Here is a 17875-nt window from a genome sequence, read left to right as displayed (position 1 = left end):
GACGGCGGGGCGGTCGTCAGGTTTCCTCGCCGGGACTCTATCGTCCGATCAGAGCGTGACGTGGCGCACTTTCGCACCCCATTCGATGGCGACGGCGTGCAGCCGGTCGATCGCCAACTCACCGCGAATTTCTTCGAGAAGACGTAGTTCGGTTTGACGGATCGTGCCATCTGCGGCGGCCACATCGCAGGCCAGCGCATACGCGGTTTCGAAAATATGTTCGGGCAGCGCGTCGCGGATCAGGCCGAACAGCGCCTCGAGCCCGTCTTCCTCTTCGAACAGCGTGAAGACCGAGCGGGATACCCGCGAGACGCGGTCGAAATCGTAGCCCGCGAAGATCGGCATGTGGTTCACTATCCGCTCGATTGCGACGAGTTCGGAGGTCGGCACGTCCTCATCGGCGGCGGAAATCGCGACCATCACGGCGACGAGCGCGTCTTGGGGCGAAAGCGAGGCGAGAACGTCGGGCACGTGGGAGCTCCTTGATAGTGTTCGAGTGCTAATTATTGACTGTCCCCGTCCGCTTCAATAGGTCAGGCGCGACTGGGCGCACGGGGCGCCTTCATGAGGTATGCAATGACGAGCTTGCGTGACGCTGCGATGAAATCCAAGGCCTGGCCCTTCGAGGAAGCCCGCCGGGTGCTCAAGCGTTACGAGAAACGGGACCCGGAAAAGGGTTACGTCCTGTTCGAGACGGGCTACGGTCCCTCGGGTCTGCCGCATATCGGCACGTTTGGCGAAGTTGCGCGCACGACGATGATCCGTCGCGCTTTCGAGCTGATCTCGGATATCCCGACGAAGCTTTTGTGCTTCTCGGACGATATGGACGGGATGCGGAAAGTGCCGAGCAACGTGCCCAATCAGGACATGCTGCGTCAGCATGAGCAGAAGCCGCTGACCTCGGTGCCCGATCCTTTCGGCGAGTTCGACAGCTTCGGCAACCACAACAACGCGATGCTGCGCCGTTTCCTCGATACGTTCGGGTTCGAGTATGAATTCGCGAGCGCGACCGATTACTACAAGTCGGGTCGGTTCGACGAGATGCTGATCAAATCGGCTTACGAATACGATCAGATCATGGAAATCATGCTGAAGTCGCTGCGCGAAGAGCGTCAGCAGACCTATTCGTGCTTCCTGCCGATCCATCCCGAGACGGGCCGCGTGCTCTATGTCCCGATGAAGGAGGTCAATGCGCGCGACGGCACCGTGACCTTCGACGACGAGGACGGGCGCGAATGGACGCTGCCGGTCACCGGCGGCAATGTGAAGCTGCAGTGGAAACCCGATTTCGGGATGCGTTGGGCCGCGCTCGGCGTCGATTTCGAGATGTATGGCAAGGACCACTCGACCAACACGCCGATCTATGACGGCATCTGCCGCGTGCTGGGTGGGCGTGCGCCGGAGCACTTCACCTACGAGCTGTTCCTTGATGCGAATGGTGAGAAGATTTCGAAGTCGAAGGGCAATGGCCTGTCGATCGACGAATGGCTGACCTATGCGGCGACGGAGAGCCTGAGCTACTTCATGTATCTCAAGCCGAAGACCGCGAAGCGGATGCATTTCGACGTGATCCCGAAGGCGGTGGACGAATATCACCAGCAGCTGCGCGCCTATCCCGATCAGCCGATCGAGCAGCAGGTGAACAACCCGGTCTGGCACATCCACGGCGGCAATCCTCCCGAGAGCCGGATGGTGGTGCCTTTCGCGATGCTGCTCAATCTTGCGAGCGTCGCGGGCGCGACCGAGAAGGAAGGGCTGTGGGGCTTCATCAAGCGCTACGCGCCCGAGGCGAGCCCGGAAGGCAATCCCGATCTCGATCAGGCGGCAGGCTTCGCGCTGAAGTATTTCGAGGATTTCGTGAAACCCACGCTGGTCTTCCGCGCGCCCGACGCCTCCGAACGTGCCGCGCTGGAAGATCTGGCCAAGGCGCTGAAATCGGAAGAGGCGGCGCTCGACCAGATCGCGCGCAAGAACGCGGCGGCCGGCAACGAAGAGCCGCTGCCGGAGGCCGATTTCCATAGCGACGAGTTCCTTCAGACGGTCGTTTTCGCGGTCGGCAAGAACCACGAATTCGCGAACCTGCGCGATTGGTTCAAGGCGCTCTACGAGGTGCTGCTGGGCCAGAGCCAAGGGCCGCGTTTCGGCGGGTTCATCGCGCTTTACGGTGTCGATGAGACCGTCGCGCTGATCGAGCGGGCGCTGGCGGGCGAACTGGTCGACTAAGCTTTCCAGAGATCGAACCAAGCCCCCCAGCGGTCGCAAAGCGGCTCGGGGGGCTCGGCGAATATCCTGGCGCCGAGGGTGAAGGCTTCGGCCTCCAGTCGGGCGGATTCGGTGCGGATCAGTGCAAGCAAAGCCTCGGCCCTTTCGGGGTCGAGATGCTCTGGCACTTTCATCTCGAGCACATGCAGGTCGTGATGGTCGCCGATCAACTCCCCCAAAGTGTCGAGTGCGTCTTCGCGCGGATGCAGCATTTCTGGCCAGATCGGGGCGAGCAGGCGGGTGTGATACCAGTGCTGCTTCACCCGCGTCCGCCAATGGTGCAGGTCTAAGCCAGCCCTAGATTTCTGCGCGGTTTTCAGACGCTTGCGGCAATCTTTCAGCGTCTCGTACAATCCGGCCTCATAGGCGGGCCAGCCCTTTTCGGTGACGTCCCAATCCTTCGCGCGTTTGCGGATTTCCGTGACGCGTTTCGCGAATGTCGAGATGTCGCCTTCCTTCGGGGGCGGGGTCGCGGGCAGCGCGTCGAGCATGGCGCGGGCGGCAGACGCACCGTCGAGATCAGGCCCCTCGCGCCCGAGCCGGATAAGCGAGGCGCGCATCACCTCGTCGTCGCGCAGGCTGGAAATGCCGCGGGCGGCTTCGACCAAGGCGTCGTTCTCCTTGTGGAAATCGGAGAAATGCGGCGCGAAGAGGCGGATCAGGCCGCGGGTCTTCTTGATCGCTTTGCGAAGGGAGTGAACCGACGGGTCGGGCTTGTCGGCCAGTTTAACGGCTGTCCCAAGCTCGCTGCGCGCGATGCGGCGCAGGGCTTTCGTCGGGGGCTTGTCGTCGGGGGATATGGCGTAAACCATCTGCGGCTCCTCTTGGCTGCTCACCCGATGTGGCGCGAGGATATGTCAGGCGCATGACGCTGTCACCTGCGAAGCGGGAGGGGCAGCGGGAGCGCAGGCCGTGACCGGAGGCTGCGAACGGCCCTCTCAGGTCTTCTTTAACCTTTCCTTCTAGCTTTGTTCGGGCCGAAGCGCGGGCGCTTTCGGTCGGTCCCGGCGCGCAATTGGCATGGCAAGGGGCGCGCGGGTGGGAACATGGACAAGAGGATTGCAGATGAACGTCGCGATTACCGAAGGGCTGGTGCTGACCCCGCCCGCATTCGCCGAAGGGCTGGATCAATGGTCGAGCGAGGATGGCACGCCGGGCTCCACGACCTATGAGAGCACGGGCAATGCCGTGCTGGTTCCGGCGGATGCGGATTTCGGCGGCTGTCTGGAGATGCTCAAGACGCAGACCGTGCAGAAACTGCGCTACATGGGAGACACGCCGATCCTGCCCGGGACTTACCTGCGCATCCGGGCGCGGGTGAAGGCGGTCAGCGGCAACCTGCCGGAGGTGCGTGTCGCGGGCTATGCGGTGACGGGATCAGGCAGCCATGTGAGCGGCGTGGTCGAGGTCGGCCCGACAGTCGCGCTGCAAAGCTATGGCGCGGTGGTCGAAGTGTCGGCGATCGTCGGGACCGGCTCGCGCGACGGTGTCGATATGCCGTGGGGGCTGGATGCGGTCTATGGGCATTTCGGGCTGGACCTGACCGGCGCGAATGGTGGCGTGGTACGCATCGACGATATCGAGATCGAGGACGTGACCGAGGCTTTCCTGCGTGACCTGATGGGCTGGGTGGATGTGCGCGATTACGGCGCGGTGGGCGACGGGACGACCGACAATGTCGCGGCGTTCAACGCGGCCGATCAGGCGGCGAACGGGCGCAAGGTTTTCGTCTCGGAGGGCGTTTATTACCTGGGCAGCACGATTTCGATCTCGTCGCCGGTCGAATTCGTGGGCACGCTGGTGATGCCGGTCGCAGCGAAACTGGCGCTGATGTCGTCCTTCGACTTTCCGACCTATGCGGCGGCGTTCGGCGATGAGTTGGCGGGCTTCAAGAAAGCGCTGCAGGCGCTGTTCGGCTATACCGATCACAACGTGCTGGACCTGAAAGGGCGCCGCGTCGAGGTGACCGAGCCGATCCGCATCGAGGAGATCGCGCCGGACCTTACGAGCTTTTCCAACCGCCGGGTTCTGCAGAACGGGCAGATCAACGTGATCGCGGGCTCTGCTTGGGACGATGAGGTGGTGACGTCGCAGGCGAGCTATTCGGTGAGCCAGTCGATGCAGCTGACCTCGGTCGCGAATATCGCGAATATCCCGGTTGGTGCGCGGATCACCGGCACCGGGGTCGGGCGCGAGGTCTATGTGAAGTCGAAGAATGTCGGCGCGCAGACACTGTATCTTTCGCAGCCGCTTTATGGCGGGTCGGGCACGCGGACCTACACGTTCACGCGCCACCAATATGTGCTGGATTTCTCGGGGATGGAGAAGCTCGACCGGTTCAACATCGCCAATGTGGAATTCCTCTGCAACGGCGCGGCGAGCTGCATCATGCTGGCGCCTGACGGGCAGATGTTCCAGATCCGCGACAGCTATGTGGTGCGGCCCAAGGATCGCGCGATCACTTCGATCGGGCGGGGGTGTCAGGATCTCCTGATCGATGGCTGTCAGTTCCTGTCCGACGAGATGCTGGTGCCCGCGCAGGACCGCAAGTCGATGGTGCTCAACGTTAATGCCAACGACAGCAAGATCCGCGACTCGCGCTTCGTACGCTTCGGGACGAGTTTCGTGCTGAATGGCTCCGGGCATCTGATCGTCGGCAATCACTGGTTTCAGGGCGATGAGGAAAGCAACGGCGTGCGCGTGGCGGGGCTGGTCTTTACCCAGACCAATGTGCAGTCGGCGGTGACCGGCAATTACATCGACAACTCGGTGATCGAGTGGACCAACGAGCATGACGCCGAGCCGGATTTCGCGAGTGAATACAGCTTTGGCGGGCTGACGGTGACGGGCAATACCTGCGTGTGCATCAATGTCGCGCCGTGGTTCACGTGGCTGTCGATCAAGCCCTATGGGCCGGGGCATTTCATTCAGGGTCTGAGCGTGACGAATAACGTGTTCAAATCGCTCAACGGCAGTGTCGACCGGATCGAGAAGATCGACACGAGTTTCGCGGATATCGACCGCTCGCGGGTGCGCAACGTGGTGTTCGAGGCGAATATGTTCAACGCGATCAACGACATCTCGCAGAACCCGGTGATGGTCGAGGTGAACCAGTCCACGGCGCAATCGGTCTGGACGGTGGATGCGAGCGAGTATCTGCCCTTCGGGGGCTGGGCGCGCAACGTGCAGAGCCTGATCGCCGAGGGCATGGTTCGCGACGGCTCGGGGGCGCGGATCGACGCGATGCCCTATGTCGCGGTGGAGCAGGGCGCGGCCAAGAACCAGATCACGGTGAACTGGCCGGAGGCGGCGAAGGGTCGGCTGCAGGTCACGCTGCGGATGGATAACCCGATCTGACGGGACGCAAGGGCGGGGCCGATCCGGGCGGATCGGCAAGGCGGCGCGTGGGGCGAAAGTCCTGCGCGCTGTTTTTATGTCAGGTCTGCGGGCGTCAGACGAAAGGCGCGGCCGAAGCCGCCATTGAGAGCCGCCGAGGTCGCGCGGAGATCGAAAAAGAAGAAGTCGGGCAGGTCGATATAGAGCTTCGATTTCGGATGATCGGAGAGCCAGCGGTCGCGCATCGCCGGGAAGGCGGGATCGTCGCGGTGAATGGCATGCGCCTCGACCTGCAACGAGAGCCGGGGATGGGTGAGGGGATCGCCTTTTGTGCCGGGCTCGCCGAGCAATAGCCCGGCCCGGTGATCTTGCAGCAGGGCGGTCGTGTGTGCTGCGAGGCTGGAAACGAAGGTTAACAGCTCCCCTTGCGGGCCGGGGCCGAGGGCGACGCGCGTCACGACCGGCGCGCCTGTATCCGGGTCGAGCGTGCCAAGCGCGCCGAACCGGGCTTCTCGGATCAGGCTTTGCGCCAAGGCGCGGGCCTCATCATCCGTGGGGCGGATCGGGTTGGTCGGCGGGGTCTGCTGCGGCATGGGAGGCTCCTTCAAGGCGGCGCGATGGTAGGGCGCGGGCCTGCGGGCGACAATCGTCGAAGTTATCCACAGGATGCCGTAACGGAAGGTCGCGCGCCGAATCATTCTGAGCGTCCGATTCGTCTCGTCGCAGCCGCGGCATGATTTTAACCGTGCGGTCGATTTTCAAATTCAGTCGGGTCCGAGCGGAAACGCTACAGGCAAGCACTTGAATTGGCTCGCCTATTTTCTGCCTCATTTCCGTGCATTTACAGCGTTAGCGCAATCGGTGTCAAAAAATTTACAGAAATATGTAGCGTATAAAGGGGGTTACATGAATCTTAACCTTTGAGTTACAGTGGCGCGGGGTAGAGGGCCTGCACTATCACGCGGGCGACATGCGGACACGCCGTGCCGCAATGCGAAATTGCTGGGAGGAAGCTCATGACTGCGCAAGACAAGGTGACTCAGGTTCCAGAGGTCAAAGAGGTCCCGCCGGGCTTCGAGAACGCCCATGCCGACGCCGCGAAATATCGCGAGATGTATCAGGAATCGATCACCGATCCGGAGAAGTTCTGGGGCCGCGAGGGTAAGCGCCTCGACTGGATCACGCCGTATACCAAGGTGAAGAACACTGATTTCACCTTCGGCCATGTCGACATCAAATGGTTCGAGGACGGCGTGCTGAACGCCAGCGTGAACTGTATCGACCGTCACCTCGCCACGCGCGGCGACCAGACCGCGATCATCTTCGAGCCCGACGATCCGGAAACCCCGGCGCAGCACATCACCTATAAGGAGCTGTCCGAGAAGGTGAACCGCTTCGCCAACGTGCTTTCGAGCCAAGGCGTGATGCGCGGCGACCGCGTCGTGATCTATCTGCCGATGATCCCGGAAGCGGCTTACGCGATGCTCGCCTGTGCGCGTATCGGCGCGATCCACTCGATCGTCTTCGCGGGCTTCTCGCCCGACGCGCTGGCCAACCGGGTTAACGACTCGGGCGCCAAGGTCGTCATCACCGCCGACACCGCCCCGCGCGGTGGCCGTCGCACGCCGCTCAAGGCGAATGCCGACGCGGCGCTGCTGCACTGCTCGGACAAGGTGCGCTGCCTCGTCGTGAAGCATACCGGCGACCAGACCTCGTGGATCGACGGTCGCGATGTCGACGTGAAGGCGATGATGGAGAACGTCTCGCCCGAATGTCCGCCGCGTCCGATGAATGCGGAAGATCCGCTGTTCATCCTTTACACCTCGGGCTCGACCGGCAAGCCGAAGGGCGTCGTGCATACCACCGGCGGCTATCTCGTCTACGCGGCGATGACGATGCAATACACGTTCGACTACCACGATGGCGACGTGTTCTGGTGCACCGCCGATGTGGGCTGGGTCACCGGCCACAGCTACATCGTCTACGGGCCGCTCGCGAATGGCGCGACGACGATCATGTTCGAAGGCGTGCCGACCTATCCGGATGCGGGCCGCTTCTGGGCCGTGTGCGAAAAGCACAAGGTCAACCAGTTCTACACCGCGCCCACCGCGATCCGCTCGCTGATGGGGCAGGGGCCGGAATGGGTCGAGAAATACGATCTCTCGTCGATGAAAGTGCTGGGCTCGGTCGGTGAGCCGATCAACCCCGAAGCCTGGGCCTGGTACGACAAATACGTCGGAAAGGGCAAATGTCCGATCGTCGACACGTTCTGGCAGACCGAGACCGGCGGCCACATGCTGACCCCGCTTCCGGGCGCGACGCCCACGAAGCCCGGCTCGGCGACCCGTCCGTTCTTCGGTGTGAAGCCGGTCGTGCTCGATCCGCAGACAGCGGTGAAGCAGGACGAGACCGAGACCGAAGGCGTGCTGTGCATCTCGGACAGCTGGCCGGGCCAGATGCGTACCATCTGGGGCGACCACGAGCGCTTCCAGGAGACCTATTTCAGCCAGTACAAGGGCTATTACTTCACCGGTGACGGCTGCCGCCGCGACAGCGACGGGTACTACTGGATCACCGGCCGCGTCGATGACGTGATCAACGTCTCAGGCCACCGCATGGGCACGGCGGAAGTCGAATCCGCGCTGGTCGCGCATCAGGCCGTGGCAGAGGCTGCCGTGGTCGGCTACCCGCACGAGCTGAAGGGGCAGGGCATCTACGCCTATGTCACGCTGATGAACGATGTCGAACCCTCCGACGAGCTGCGCAAGGAGCTCGAGAAGTGGGTGCGCACCGAGATCGGTCCGATCGCGAAACCGGACATCATCCAATGGGCGCCGGGCCTACCGAAGACCCGTTCGGGCAAGATCATGCGCCGCATCCTGCGCAAGATCGCCGAGAACGATTTCGGGTCGCTCGGGGACACCTCGACGCTGGCCGATCCGTCGGTCGTCGATGATCTGATCGAAAATCGCGGGAACAAATGATGTCGGACAGCACGACCATGACGCAGACCAAGCCTGCCGTTCTGATCCTTCTCGGCCCTCCGGGCGCGGGCAAGGGCACGCAGGCGCGGATGCTCGAAGAGACCTTCGGCCTCGTGCAGCTCTCGACGGGCGATCTTCTGCGGGCCGCGGTGTCTCAGGGCACCGAGGCCGGTCTCGCCGCGAAAGCGGTGATGGAGGAGGGCGGCCTCGTCTCGGACGAGATCGTTCTGGCGATCCTGCAAGATCGCATGGCTGAACCGGATGTTGCGAAAGGGGTGATCCTCGACGGGTTCCCACGCACCGCCGGTCAGGCTGCGGCGCTCGACGGTCTTCTGGAGGAGAATGGCCAGTCGGTGACCGCAGCGATCAGCCTGGAGGTCGATGACGAGGCGATGATCGCCCGCGTCGCCGGCCGATACACCTGCGCCAAATGCGGCGAAGGCTATCACGACGAGTTCAAACAGCCCGAAGTTGCGGGTGTTTGCGACAAATGCGGCGGCACGGAGTTCAAACGCCGGGCCGACGACAATGCCGAGACGGCGCGCGCGAGGCTGGAGGCCTACCACGCGCAAACGGCACCGCTGATCGCCCATTACAAGGCGCTCGGTGTTCTCGAGGAGATCGACGCGATGGGCTCCATCGACGAGATCGCCTCGGGCCTTGGGTCGATCGTAAAGCGCGTCTCGGCCTGAATTTTGGGGAGGGGCGGGCCCATGAGGGGCCCGTCTGGAGAGAAACTAAAGGGAGTTAGTCTCATGGCGGACAAATCCTCGTCCAACGCCTATTGGAAGGCGAATATCCGGACCATCCAGATTTCTCTGGTGATCTGGTTCATCGTGTCCTTCGGCTTCGGCATCCTGCTGCGCCCGATGCTGGCAGGCATCAAAATTGGTGGCACTGATCTTGGCTTCTGGTTCGCCCAGCAAGGTTCGATCCTCGTGTTCCTGGTGCTCATCTTCACCTATGCGTGGCGGATGAACAAACTGGACCGCGAGCACGGCGTCGAAGAATAATCTCAGGGAGGAGAGAGGGACATGGATCAGTTTACCCTCAACCTGCTGGTGGTCGGCGCGACTTTCGTGCTCTACATCGGCATCGCGATCTGGGCCCGTGCGGGTTCCACGTCGGAATTCTACGCCGCGGGTCGCGGCGTTCACCCGGTCGTCAACGGTATGGCTACGGGCGCTGACTGGATGTCGGCCGCGTCGTTCATCTCGATGGCAGGCCTCATCGCCTTTGGCGGCTACGACACCTCGACCTATCTGATGGGTTGGACCGGTGGCTACGTGCTTCTGGCCATGCTGCTTGCACCCTATCTGCGCAAGTTCGGCAAGTTCACCGTGCCGGAATTCATCGGCGACCGTTTCTATTCGCAAACCGCGCGCACCGTGGCCGTTATCTGCCTTATCGTTGCGTCGATCACCTACGTTATCGGTCAGATGACCGGCGTGGGCGTTGCGTTCTCGCGCTTCCTCGAAGTGGACAACACCACCGGCCTGTTCATCGGCGCGGCGATCGTGTTCCTCTACGCGGTTCTGGGCGGCATGAAGGGCATCACCTACACGCAGGTGGCTCAGTACGTCGTGCTGATCATCGCCTACACCATCCCGGCGATCTTCATCTCGCTGCAGCTGACCGGCAACCCGATCCCGGGTCTTGGCCTGTTCTCGAACGACGTCAACACCGGCGCGCCGATCCTGTCGACGCTGAACGACACCGTCGAGGCTCTGGGCTTCGCGTCCTACACCGGCCAGCATGACACCACGCTGAACATGTTCCTGTTCACCATGACGCTGATGATCGGTACCGCCGGTCTGCCCCACGTCATCGTGCGCTTCTTCACCGTTCCGAAGGTCGCCGACGCGCGTTCCTCGGCGGGTTGGGCGCTGGTGTTCATCGCGCTTCTCTACCTGACCGCTCCGGCTGTGGGTGCGATGGCGCGTCTGAACCTCGTTTCGACCTTCTACCCGAATGGCGTGAACGAGCCGGCCGTGGAAATGACCGCGATCGAGAACGACCAGAACCTCGCTTGGGTGCGTAACTGGGCCCAGACCGGTCTTCTGTCCTTCGACGACAAGAACGGCGACGGCCGCATCGAGTACAATGCGAGCGACGCAAACGAACTGACCGTGAACCGCGACATCATCACGCTCGCCAACCCCGAGATCGCCAACCTGCCGGGTTGGGTGATCGCGCTGGTGGCGGCCGGTGGTCTGGCTGCGGCTCTGTCGACGGCGGCTGGTCTTCTGATGGCGATCTCGTCGGCGGTCTCGCACGACCTGATCAAGTCGCAGATCAATCCGGGCATCTCGGAAAAAGGCGAGCTTCTGGCCGCCCGTATCTCGATGGCCGTGGCGATCGTCGTGGCGACCTATCTGGGTCTGAACCCGCCCGGCTTCGCGGCACAGACGGTGGCTCTGGCCTTCGGTCTGGCAGCGTCGTCGATCTTCCCGGCACTGATGATGGGCATCTTCACGAAGCGCATCAACAACACCGGTGCTGTTGCAGGTATGCTCACGGGTCTCGCGACCACGCTGATCTACATCTTCCTGCACAAGGGCTGGTTCTTCATCCCGGACACCAACACGTTCACGGATGCGAACCCGATGATCCTCTCGATCAAGTCGACCTCCTTCGGGGTTATCGGCGCGGTCCTGAACTTCATCGTGGCCTATGTCGTGTCGAACGCGACCAAAGAGACCCCGGAAGATATCCAGGAGCTCGTCGAGTCGATCCGCGTGCCGAAAGGCGCCGGTGCGGCAGTCGACCACTAAGACAGCGGCGCGGGACGGGGTTCGCCTCGTCCCGACCTCTGAATCTTCGGCAGGCGCCCTTCGGGGCGCCGCCACCACCCAAAGGACAAGATCATGGCCGCCGATCTGACCCCGATCCTCGCATTTCTCGAAGGCGTCCACCCTTACGACAATCTGTCGCGCAACGAGCTGGAGCATGTCGCCAGTTCCTTCCGCCGCAGAGAATTGCCCGCGGGCGAGACCGTCTACTCCTATCGCGAGCCGCTCAAGGGCATCTACCTGATCAAGCGCGGCGCGGTCGAAGTCACCGATCAGAACGGGGCGCTGGTCTCGATCCTCGGCGCGCGCAACACCTTTGGCGAGCGCGGGCTGATGCGCGACGGTCTGGCCGCGACCACCGCGCGCACCACCGCCGAGACCGTTTTGCTGGAGCTGCCGGTCGAAGAGTTCCGCGAGCTGTCGCAAAACACCCCCGCCTTCGCGCGCTTCTTCAACCGGGTGCGCGGCGGCGAGACCCGCACCAATTCCATCGCGACGATGAAGATCGCCGATCTTCTGGCGCAAGAGCCGATGGGCTGCGCGCCCGAGACCACCGTCACCGAGGCTGCGCGGCAGATGCGCGATGCGCATATCTCCTCGCTCGGCGTGACCGATGGCGAGGGTGCGCTGGTGGGCATCGTCACAGTGCGCGACCTGTCGAACAAGGTTCTGGCCGAAGGCCGCGCGCCCGATACGCCGGTGGGCGAGGTGATGACCCCTGATCCGGTGACGCTGCCCCCCGAGGGGCTGGGTACCGACCTTCTGCATGTCATGCTGGAAAAGCGCGTCGGTCACCTGCCGATCACCGATCGCGGGCGCTTCGTGGGCATGATCACCCAAACCGATCTGACCCGCTTTCAGGCCGTCAGCTCGGCCGTGCTGATCCGCGATGTGGCGGGCGCCGAGACCGTGCCGGAAATGGCTACCGTCACCGCGCGTATCCCGCAGCTTCTGGTGCAGCTCGTGGGCGGGCATCACGCGCATGAGGTCATTACCCGGCTGATCACCGATATCGCCGATGCGGTCACGCGCCGCCTGCTGAAGATGGCCGAGGAGGCGCTGGGGCCGCCGCCGGTGCCCTATCTGTGGCTGGCCTGCGGCTCGCAGGGGCGTCAGGAGCAGACCGGGGTGTCCGATCAGGACAATTGCCTGATCCTCGACGACGCCGTGACCGAAGCGGATATGGAGTATTTCCGCCAGCTCGCGAAAATCGTCTCGGACGGGCTGGATGCCTGCGGCTACGTCTATTGCCCCGGCGACATGATGGCGACGAACCCGCGTTGGTGTCAGCCGGTCCGCGTCTGGCGCGACTATTTCCGCGGCTGGATCGCCAAGCCCAACCCCGAGGCGCAGATGCTCGCCTCGGTGATGTTCGATCTGCGCGCGATCGGCGGCAACGGGGCGGGGCTGTTCCAGCAGTTGCAGAAAGAGACCCTGGCGAAGGCGTCGAAGAACTCGATCTTCGTGGCCCATATGATCGCCAACAGCCTCAAGCATCACCCGCCGCTCGGCCTGATCCGGGGCTTCGCCACGATCCGCTCGGGCGAGCATCGCAACCATATCGACATGAAGCATAACGGCGTGGTCCCGGTGACCGATCTGGCGCGCATCTACGCGCTGCAGGGCCGCCTTCCGGAGGTGAACACCCGCGCCCGTCTGATCGAGGCCGAACATGCCGGCGTGCTGAGCCATTCCGGCGCGCGTGATCTGGTCGAGGCCTATGATCTGATCGCGTCGATGCGGCTGGAGAACCAGGCGCATCTCGCGCGCTCGGGGCGCAAGCCCGACAATTATCTTGCACCCTCGGACCTGTCCGATTTCGAACGCTCGCATCTGCGCGACGCCTTCGTGGTGGTGCGCACCATGCAATCGGCCGCCGGTCACGGCAAAGGCGCGATGAGCTGAGGAGAGCTTATGACGAACGACTTCATCTCGACCCTTGCTGCGGGCCTGCTGGCCGCCCTCGTGGTCTTCCTGCTCTCGCATCTGAGCAAGAGGTTCCGCGGCGAGAAGCTGCCGAAATGGGCGATGCCCGCAGCCATCGGGGCGGCGCTGATCGGCTATACGGTCTGGAGCGAGTATTCGTGGTTCCCCAATATGCGCTCCGAGATGCCCGATACGGTCGTCGTGCTGCAGCCGATCGACGAGAGCGTGCCGTGGCGGCCCTGGACCTACCTTGTGCCGATGGTCACGCGTTTCATGGCGGTCGATGCGGGCAAGGTGGAGCATCCGGTGGCGGGCAAGCCGGAGCTGGCCGAGACGGATCTGCTGCTGATCGGGCGCTGGCAGAATTTGCAGACGGTGCCGACGGTCTATGACTGCAAGACCGACAGCCGCGCCGATCTGGTGAACGGGGCCACGCTGACGAAAGACGGAGAGCTGTCGGGCGGCGGCTGGCTGAAACTCACGCCCGACGACCCGGGGCTGAAAGCGGTATGCGCAGGAGGATGAGACCATGCCGGGGGGGAGGAAACATCGCGTCCTGATCGTGGAGGATGAGGACAATATCGCCATCGCGCTCGACTATCTGATGAGCCGCGAGGGGTTCGAGCATGACCGGATCGATACCGGGCGCGGCGCGCTGGAGAAAATCCGCGAGACCCGCCCCGATCTGGTGCTCCTTGACGTGATGCTGCCCGAGGTCTCGGGCTACGAGATCTGCGAGGGCGTGCGCGCCGATAAGGGCCTCGGCGATGTGAAGATCCTGATGATGACTGCGCGCGGCTCCGCGATGGAGCGCCGCAAGGGCCTCGCGCTCGGTGCCGACGGTTTCATCGCCAAACCCTTCGAGCTGCGCGAGTTGCGCGAGGAGGTCCACCGCATTCTCGACGGGGAGACGGCCTGATGGACCTCACCCGGCTTTCCCTGCGCACCCGGGTGTTTCTGTTCTTCGCCGCCTTGGCGCTCGGCAATCTGGTGGCGCTGGTGGCGGGATTGTGGTTCGGCTTCACCCGGCTTGGCGACCCTGAGCTTCTGAATGCGATGGTGATCGGCGGCGCGGTTGCGGGCTTCGTGATCCTCGGGCTGATCGCGTGGATCTGGTTTCTCTTCGACGAGAACGTGGCCAAGCCGATCGAGCGGCTCTCGGGGATGCTGCGCGCCCGCACCACGGCCGAGATCGAGGGCGATATGGACGCCGATATCGCGCGTTATCTGGGCGATCTGGCGCCTGCCGCCGCCTCGGTTACGCGCCACCTGTCGGAGACCCGCAACGCCCTGACCGAAGCCGTGCAGCGCGAGACCACGCGGCTCGCGCAGGAAAAGGAACGGCTCGAGGCGCTCTTGTCGGATGTGCCGGTGGGCGTGCTGCTTTGCACCGCCGATCATCAGTTGGCCTTCTATAACGGGCAGGCGGTGGAACTCATGGGCTCTGCCCATGCGCCGGGGCTGGATCGGCGCGTCTTCGACTATCTCAACCAGCCGCCGATTGCCCATGCCTATGACCGGCTTCTGGCCACCGAAGACCCGGATGCGGCCTCGGATCTGCTGTGTTCGACGAAGGCGGAGGGCCGGGTGCTCGCCGCCCGGATGCGGCTTTTGTCGGAGGGCGAGGATCACCATCTGAGCGCGCGCCCGGGCTATGTGCTGACGCTGCGCGATGTCTCGGGCGACATGGCCTCTCATGCGCAGCGCGAGCAGTTGATGGACGAGCTGTTCGACCGCATCCGCCGCCCTGCCGCAGCCCTGCAATCGCTGATCGGGGTGCTGACCGCCGATGACGGCCCCGCGCCGGGCCCCGAGCGCGACCGCGTCCGTGAGGCCGCCAATTCCGAGGCCCATCACCTCTCCGCCGCGATCCACGAATTCTTCGAGCGCCACGAGGCGAACCGCGCCGATTGGTGGCCGCTCGCGATGATCCGCGCCTCCGATCTGGGTCAGGCGGTGGCCGCGCGGGTGACCGCCGAGGGCGGGGCGATCCTGCCGGTCACCGCGGGGCTGATGCTACGCTGCGAGGGCTTCGAGATGGTGGCCCTGCTGGCGGGGCTGGTGCGCCGCCTGACCGACCGGCGCGATTTCCGGCTGGAGATCACCGAGGACGGCCCCGGAGCGCTGATCGCGCTGGAATGGGAAGGCGCGCCGGTCCCGATCTCCGAGCTGGAGCGCTGGCTCGATCAGCCGCTCGATGTCGGGCTGGAGGATGTCACCGGGCATCGCGTGCTGACCACCCATGCCGCCGAAATCTGGCCCGAGAAGCTGGGCGACACGCGTGCGCGGCTCTGCATCCCGCTGCGCGAAGCGCGCCATGTCACCAAGCGCCCGAAGCCGGTGCCGCGCGCGGTGGTCTATGATTTCGACCTGCTCTCGCGCGAGCGCGTGGCCGAAATCGCCGACACGCCGCTGACCGATCTGACCTATGTCGTCTTCGACACCGAGACCACGGGCCTGCTGCCCACCGAGGGCGACGAGATCGTGCAGATCGCCGCCGTGCGCATCGTCAACGGTCGGCGGATCGATACCGAGGTCTTCGACACGCTCGTCGATCCCAAGCGCTCGATCCCGCCCGGCTCGACCGAGGTGCATGGCATCTCGAACGCGATGGTCGAAGGCGCGCCGGACATTGCGCAGGTGGGGCGCGATTTCCACCGCTTCGCCGAGGGTGCGGTGCTGATCGCGCATAACGCGCCTTTCGACATGGAATTCCTGCATCGCAAGGAGGTGGCGATCGGCGAACGGTTCGATCACCCGATCCTCGACACGGTGCTGCTGTCGGCGGTGGTGTTCGGGCAATCCGAGAGCCACACGCTCGACGCGCTGACCCATCGCCTCGGCATCACCATCCCCGAGGAAGCGCGCCACACCGCGATCGGCGATACGGTCGCGACGGCGGATGCGTTCCTGAAGATGCTCCCGGCGCTGCAGGCGCGGGGCTTGCGGACCTTCGGCGAATTGGTGGCCGAGCTGCGCAAACACGGGCGGCTGATCAAGGATCTGAACGGGTAGGGGCGCTGCCCCCCCCCGTCGCCGTAGGGCGACAAGACTTAAGGAAGAGGGGGCGCTGCCCCCATTTCCTCCGGAGATTCCCCCGGGATATTTTGGCCAAGGCGAAGAGGCTGTTTTGCTTCTCCTTGATTGAAATATCCCGGGGTGAATTCGGCGGAGCCGAAGAGGGGCAGCGCCCCTCAATCTTAAAGGATTTCGAGAACCGTCTCGGGTGGGCGCCCGATGCGGGCGGCAGTGTCCGTCAGCACGAGCGGGCGTTCGATCAGCTTCGGATTGGCTGTAAGGGCCGAGAGGATCTCATTCTCATCGGCGTCTTTGGGCAGATCCGTGTCCTTCCAGCGGATCATCGCGGCGGCGGGCTGGCCGAGTTTCATCAGCGCGTCCTGCAGCTCGGCCATGGTCGGCGGCTCTTTCTGGTAGTCGCGCACCTCAGGGGCGATCCCGCGGGTTTCGAGCAGCCTCAAGGTCTCGCGCGATTTCGAGCAGCGCGGATTGTGCCAGATCGTTACAGCCATTTGTCCCTCCCGGTGCCGATTGCCTCGGAAACGCTGGCGAAGCCGTCGCGTTCCAGAAGCCGATCGAGGCCACGCGCGATATCGGCGGCGAGCGAGAGGCCCGAGAACACCATCGCGGTATAGAGCTGCACCGCCGAGGCGCCTGCGCGGATTTTCTCGTAGGCCTGTTCGGCGGAGCCCACGCCGCCCACGCCGATCAGCGGCAGCGCGCCTGCGGTATGCTGCGACAGCTGCGCCAGAACGTGGGTCGATTTCTCGAACAAAGGCGCGCCGGAGAGGCCGCCCTGATCGGAGGGGTTGGGCGAGGTCAGGCCCTCGCGCGAAAGCGTCGTATTGGTCGCGATGATCCCGTCGATCCCGCTTTCCAGCGCGACCTCGGCGATTTCGGCCAGTTCCTCGGCGCTCAGATCGGGGGCGATTTTCAGGAAGACGGGGATGCGCCGCGCTAGGGAGTCGCGGGTCTCGATCACGCCTGCCAGCAGCGCCGACAGCGCGGCTTTGCCCTGCAGGTCGCGCAGCTTCTCGGTGTTGGGCGAGGAGACGTTGACCGTCGCGAAATCGAGATGCGGGCCGGCATGGGCCAGCACGGTCGCGAAATCTTTCGCGCGGTCGGCGGCATCCTTGTTGGCGCCCAGATTGAGCCCCACCGGAATGCCTTGCGGGCGCTTTGCCAGCCGCTCGGTGATCGGCTCCATGCCCTGATTGTTGAAGCCGAAGCGATTGATCGCGGCGCGGTCGGCGGGCAGGCGCCAGAGGCGGGGCGGCAGGTTGCCTTCCTGCGCGCGGGGCGTCGCGGCACCGACTTCGATGAAGCCGAAACCCGCGCGCATCAGCTGCGGCACGGCCTCTGCGTTCTTGTCGAAGCCTGCGGCGAGCCCCACCGGGTTCAGAAGCGACATCCCCGCCAGATCGGTCTTCAGCCGCGGCGAAGTGATCGGGCCGGGCAGCGGTGCGAGCCCCATCCGCAATGCGCGCAGCGAGAGGCCATGGGCCTTTTCCGGGTCGATCTTCTGGAAGGCTGCAAGGCCCACGCGCTCGATCAGGG

The 17875-nt window shown here is 64.0% G+C and carries 15 protein-coding genes; 10 read left to right on the top strand and 5 right to left on the bottom strand.

Annotated features, from left to right (window positions below; genetic code table 11):
- Positions 1–48: 48 nt before the first annotated feature.
- The gene (locus BMI91_RS09295) at positions 49–471 is read right to left on the bottom strand and encodes a tellurite resistance TerB family protein (RefSeq protein ID WP_078522614.1); all 423 of its coding nucleotides are present in this window, start codon (positions 469–471) and stop codon (positions 49–51) included.
- A gap of 105 nt (positions 472–576) precedes the next feature.
- Between BMI91_RS09295 and BMI91_RS09290 the strand changes: the two genes are divergently transcribed.
- Positions 577–2223 carry a lysine--tRNA ligase gene (locus BMI91_RS09290; RefSeq protein ID WP_078600417.1) on the top strand — a complete coding sequence of 549 codons (1647 nt, stop codon included), beginning with the start codon at positions 577–579 and terminating at the stop codon, positions 2221–2223.
- Here BMI91_RS09290 and BMI91_RS09285 read toward each other — a convergent pair.
- Positions 2220–3074 (bottom strand): CHAD domain-containing protein, encoded by an 855-nt coding sequence (locus BMI91_RS09285; protein WP_078604755.1) that lies wholly within the window; start codon positions 3072–3074, stop codon positions 2220–2222. The genes BMI91_RS09290 and BMI91_RS09285 overlap by 4 nt on opposite strands.
- 253 nt (positions 3075–3327) lie before the next feature.
- On the opposite strand from BMI91_RS09285, the gene BMI91_RS09280 reads away from it, so the two are divergent.
- Positions 3328–5619 carry a glycosyl hydrolase family 28-related protein gene (locus BMI91_RS09280; protein ID WP_078604754.1) on the top strand — a complete coding sequence of 764 codons (2292 nt, stop codon included), beginning with the start codon at positions 3328–3330 and terminating at the stop codon, positions 5617–5619.
- Between the two features lie 74 nt (positions 5620–5693).
- Here the strand turns inward: BMI91_RS09280 and BMI91_RS09275 are convergent, their stop codons facing one another.
- Positions 5694–6191, bottom strand: a complete 498-nt coding sequence (locus tag BMI91_RS09275; protein WP_078604753.1) for a HugZ family pyridoxamine 5'-phosphate oxidase — start codon at positions 6189–6191, stop codon at positions 5694–5696.
- A gap of 423 nt (positions 6192–6614) precedes the next feature.
- Between BMI91_RS09275 and acs the strand changes: the two genes are divergently transcribed.
- From acs to BMI91_RS09235, 8 genes are all read left to right on the top strand, one after another.
- Positions 6615–8582, top strand: coding sequence for an acetate--CoA ligase (acs, locus tag BMI91_RS09270; RefSeq protein ID WP_078604752.1), 1968 nt, complete (start codon positions 6615–6617; stop codon positions 8580–8582).
- Entirely contained in the window at positions 8582–9274 is a 693-nt protein-coding gene (locus BMI91_RS09265) for an adenylate kinase (protein ID WP_371326891.1), read from the top strand. The genes acs and BMI91_RS09265 overlap by 1 nt, the downstream gene beginning before the upstream one ends.
- 63 nt (positions 9275–9337) lie before the next feature.
- A complete protein-coding gene (locus BMI91_RS09260; RefSeq protein WP_075774060.1) occupies positions 9338–9595 on the top strand; it encodes a DUF4212 domain-containing protein in 258 nt (85 codons plus the stop codon).
- 21 nt (positions 9596–9616) lie between these two features.
- Positions 9617–11356 (top strand): sodium:solute symporter family protein, encoded by a 1740-nt coding sequence (locus tag BMI91_RS09255; protein ID WP_078522621.1) that lies wholly within the window; start codon positions 9617–9619, stop codon positions 11354–11356.
- Positions 11357–11449: 93 nt separating this feature from the next.
- Positions 11450–13279 (top strand): DUF294 nucleotidyltransferase-like domain-containing protein, encoded by a 1830-nt coding sequence (locus BMI91_RS09250; RefSeq protein WP_078604751.1) that lies wholly within the window; start codon positions 11450–11452, stop codon positions 13277–13279.
- A 9-nt stretch (positions 13280–13288) separates the two neighbouring features.
- Positions 13289–13825, top strand: a complete 537-nt coding sequence (locus BMI91_RS09245; protein ID WP_078522623.1) for a hypothetical protein — start codon at positions 13289–13291, stop codon at positions 13823–13825.
- A gap of 4 nt (positions 13826–13829) precedes the next feature.
- Positions 13830–14219 carry a response regulator transcription factor gene (locus tag BMI91_RS09240; protein ID WP_078522624.1) on the top strand — a complete coding sequence of 130 codons (390 nt, stop codon included), beginning with the start codon at positions 13830–13832 and terminating at the stop codon, positions 14217–14219.
- Entirely contained in the window at positions 14219–16315 is a 2097-nt protein-coding gene (locus BMI91_RS09235; RefSeq protein WP_078604750.1) for a 3'-5' exonuclease, read from the top strand. Before BMI91_RS09240 ends, BMI91_RS09235 begins: the two co-directional genes overlap by 1 nt.
- A 185-nt stretch (positions 16316–16500) precedes the next feature.
- Here the strand turns inward: BMI91_RS09235 and arsC are convergent, their stop codons facing one another.
- The gene (arsC, locus tag BMI91_RS09230; protein ID WP_078548712.1) at positions 16501–16830 is read right to left on the bottom strand and encodes an arsenate reductase (glutaredoxin); all 330 of its coding nucleotides are present in this window, start codon (positions 16828–16830) and stop codon (positions 16501–16503) included.
- Complete coding sequence (locus tag BMI91_RS09225; protein ID WP_078605106.1) at positions 16821–17873, bottom strand: quinone-dependent dihydroorotate dehydrogenase; 1053 nt, start codon at positions 17871–17873, stop codon at positions 16821–16823. Before BMI91_RS09225 ends, arsC begins: the two co-directional genes overlap by 10 nt.
- Positions 17874–17875 lie beyond the last annotated feature (2 nt).

The organism is Thioclava sediminum (assembly GCF_002020355.1).
GTDB lineage: Bacteria > Pseudomonadota > Alphaproteobacteria > Rhodobacterales > Rhodobacteraceae > Thioclava > Thioclava sediminum.
The sequence above is the reverse complement of the archived record's forward strand: the minus strand, read 5'-3'. Positions and strand labels throughout refer to the sequence as shown.

Bases quoted from the DNA above. Each gene is read 5' to 3' on its own strand.
- BMI91_RS09285 (WP_078604755.1), bottom strand. From the start codon at position 3,074: ATGGTTTACGCCATATCCCCCGACGACAAGCCCCCGACGAAAGCCCTG.
- BMI91_RS09250 (WP_078604751.1), top strand. From the start codon at position 11,450: ATGGCCGCCGATCTGACCCCGATCCTCGCATTTCTCGAAGGCGTCCAC.
- BMI91_RS09255 (WP_078522621.1), top strand. From the start codon at position 9,617: ATGGATCAGTTTACCCTCAACCTGCTGGTGGTCGGCGCGACTTTCGTG.
- BMI91_RS09280 (WP_078604754.1), top strand. From the start codon at position 3,328: ATGAACGTCGCGATTACCGAAGGGCTGGTGCTGACCCCGCCCGCATTC.
- BMI91_RS09260 (WP_075774060.1), top strand. From the start codon at position 9,338: ATGGCGGACAAATCCTCGTCCAACGCCTATTGGAAGGCGAATATCCGG.
- BMI91_RS09245 (WP_078522623.1), top strand. From the start codon at position 13,289: ATGACGAACGACTTCATCTCGACCCTTGCTGCGGGCCTGCTGGCCGCC.
- BMI91_RS09240 (WP_078522624.1), top strand. From the start codon at position 13,830: ATGCCGGGGGGGAGGAAACATCGCGTCCTGATCGTGGAGGATGAGGAC.
- BMI91_RS09275 (WP_078604753.1), bottom strand. From the start codon at position 6,191: ATGCCGCAGCAGACCCCGCCGACCAACCCGATCCGCCCCACGGATGAT.
- BMI91_RS09290 (WP_078600417.1), top strand. From the start codon at position 577: ATGACGAGCTTGCGTGACGCTGCGATGAAATCCAAGGCCTGGCCCTTC.
- arsC (WP_078548712.1), bottom strand. From the start codon at position 16,830: ATGGCTGTAACGATCTGGCACAATCCGCGCTGCTCGAAATCGCGCGAG.
- BMI91_RS09235 (WP_078604750.1), top strand. From the start codon at position 14,219: ATGGACCTCACCCGGCTTTCCCTGCGCACCCGGGTGTTTCTGTTCTTC.
- acs (WP_078604752.1), top strand. From the start codon at position 6,615: ATGACTGCGCAAGACAAGGTGACTCAGGTTCCAGAGGTCAAAGAGGTC.
- BMI91_RS09265 (WP_371326891.1), top strand. From the start codon at position 8,582: ATGTCGGACAGCACGACCATGACGCAGACCAAGCCTGCCGTTCTGATC.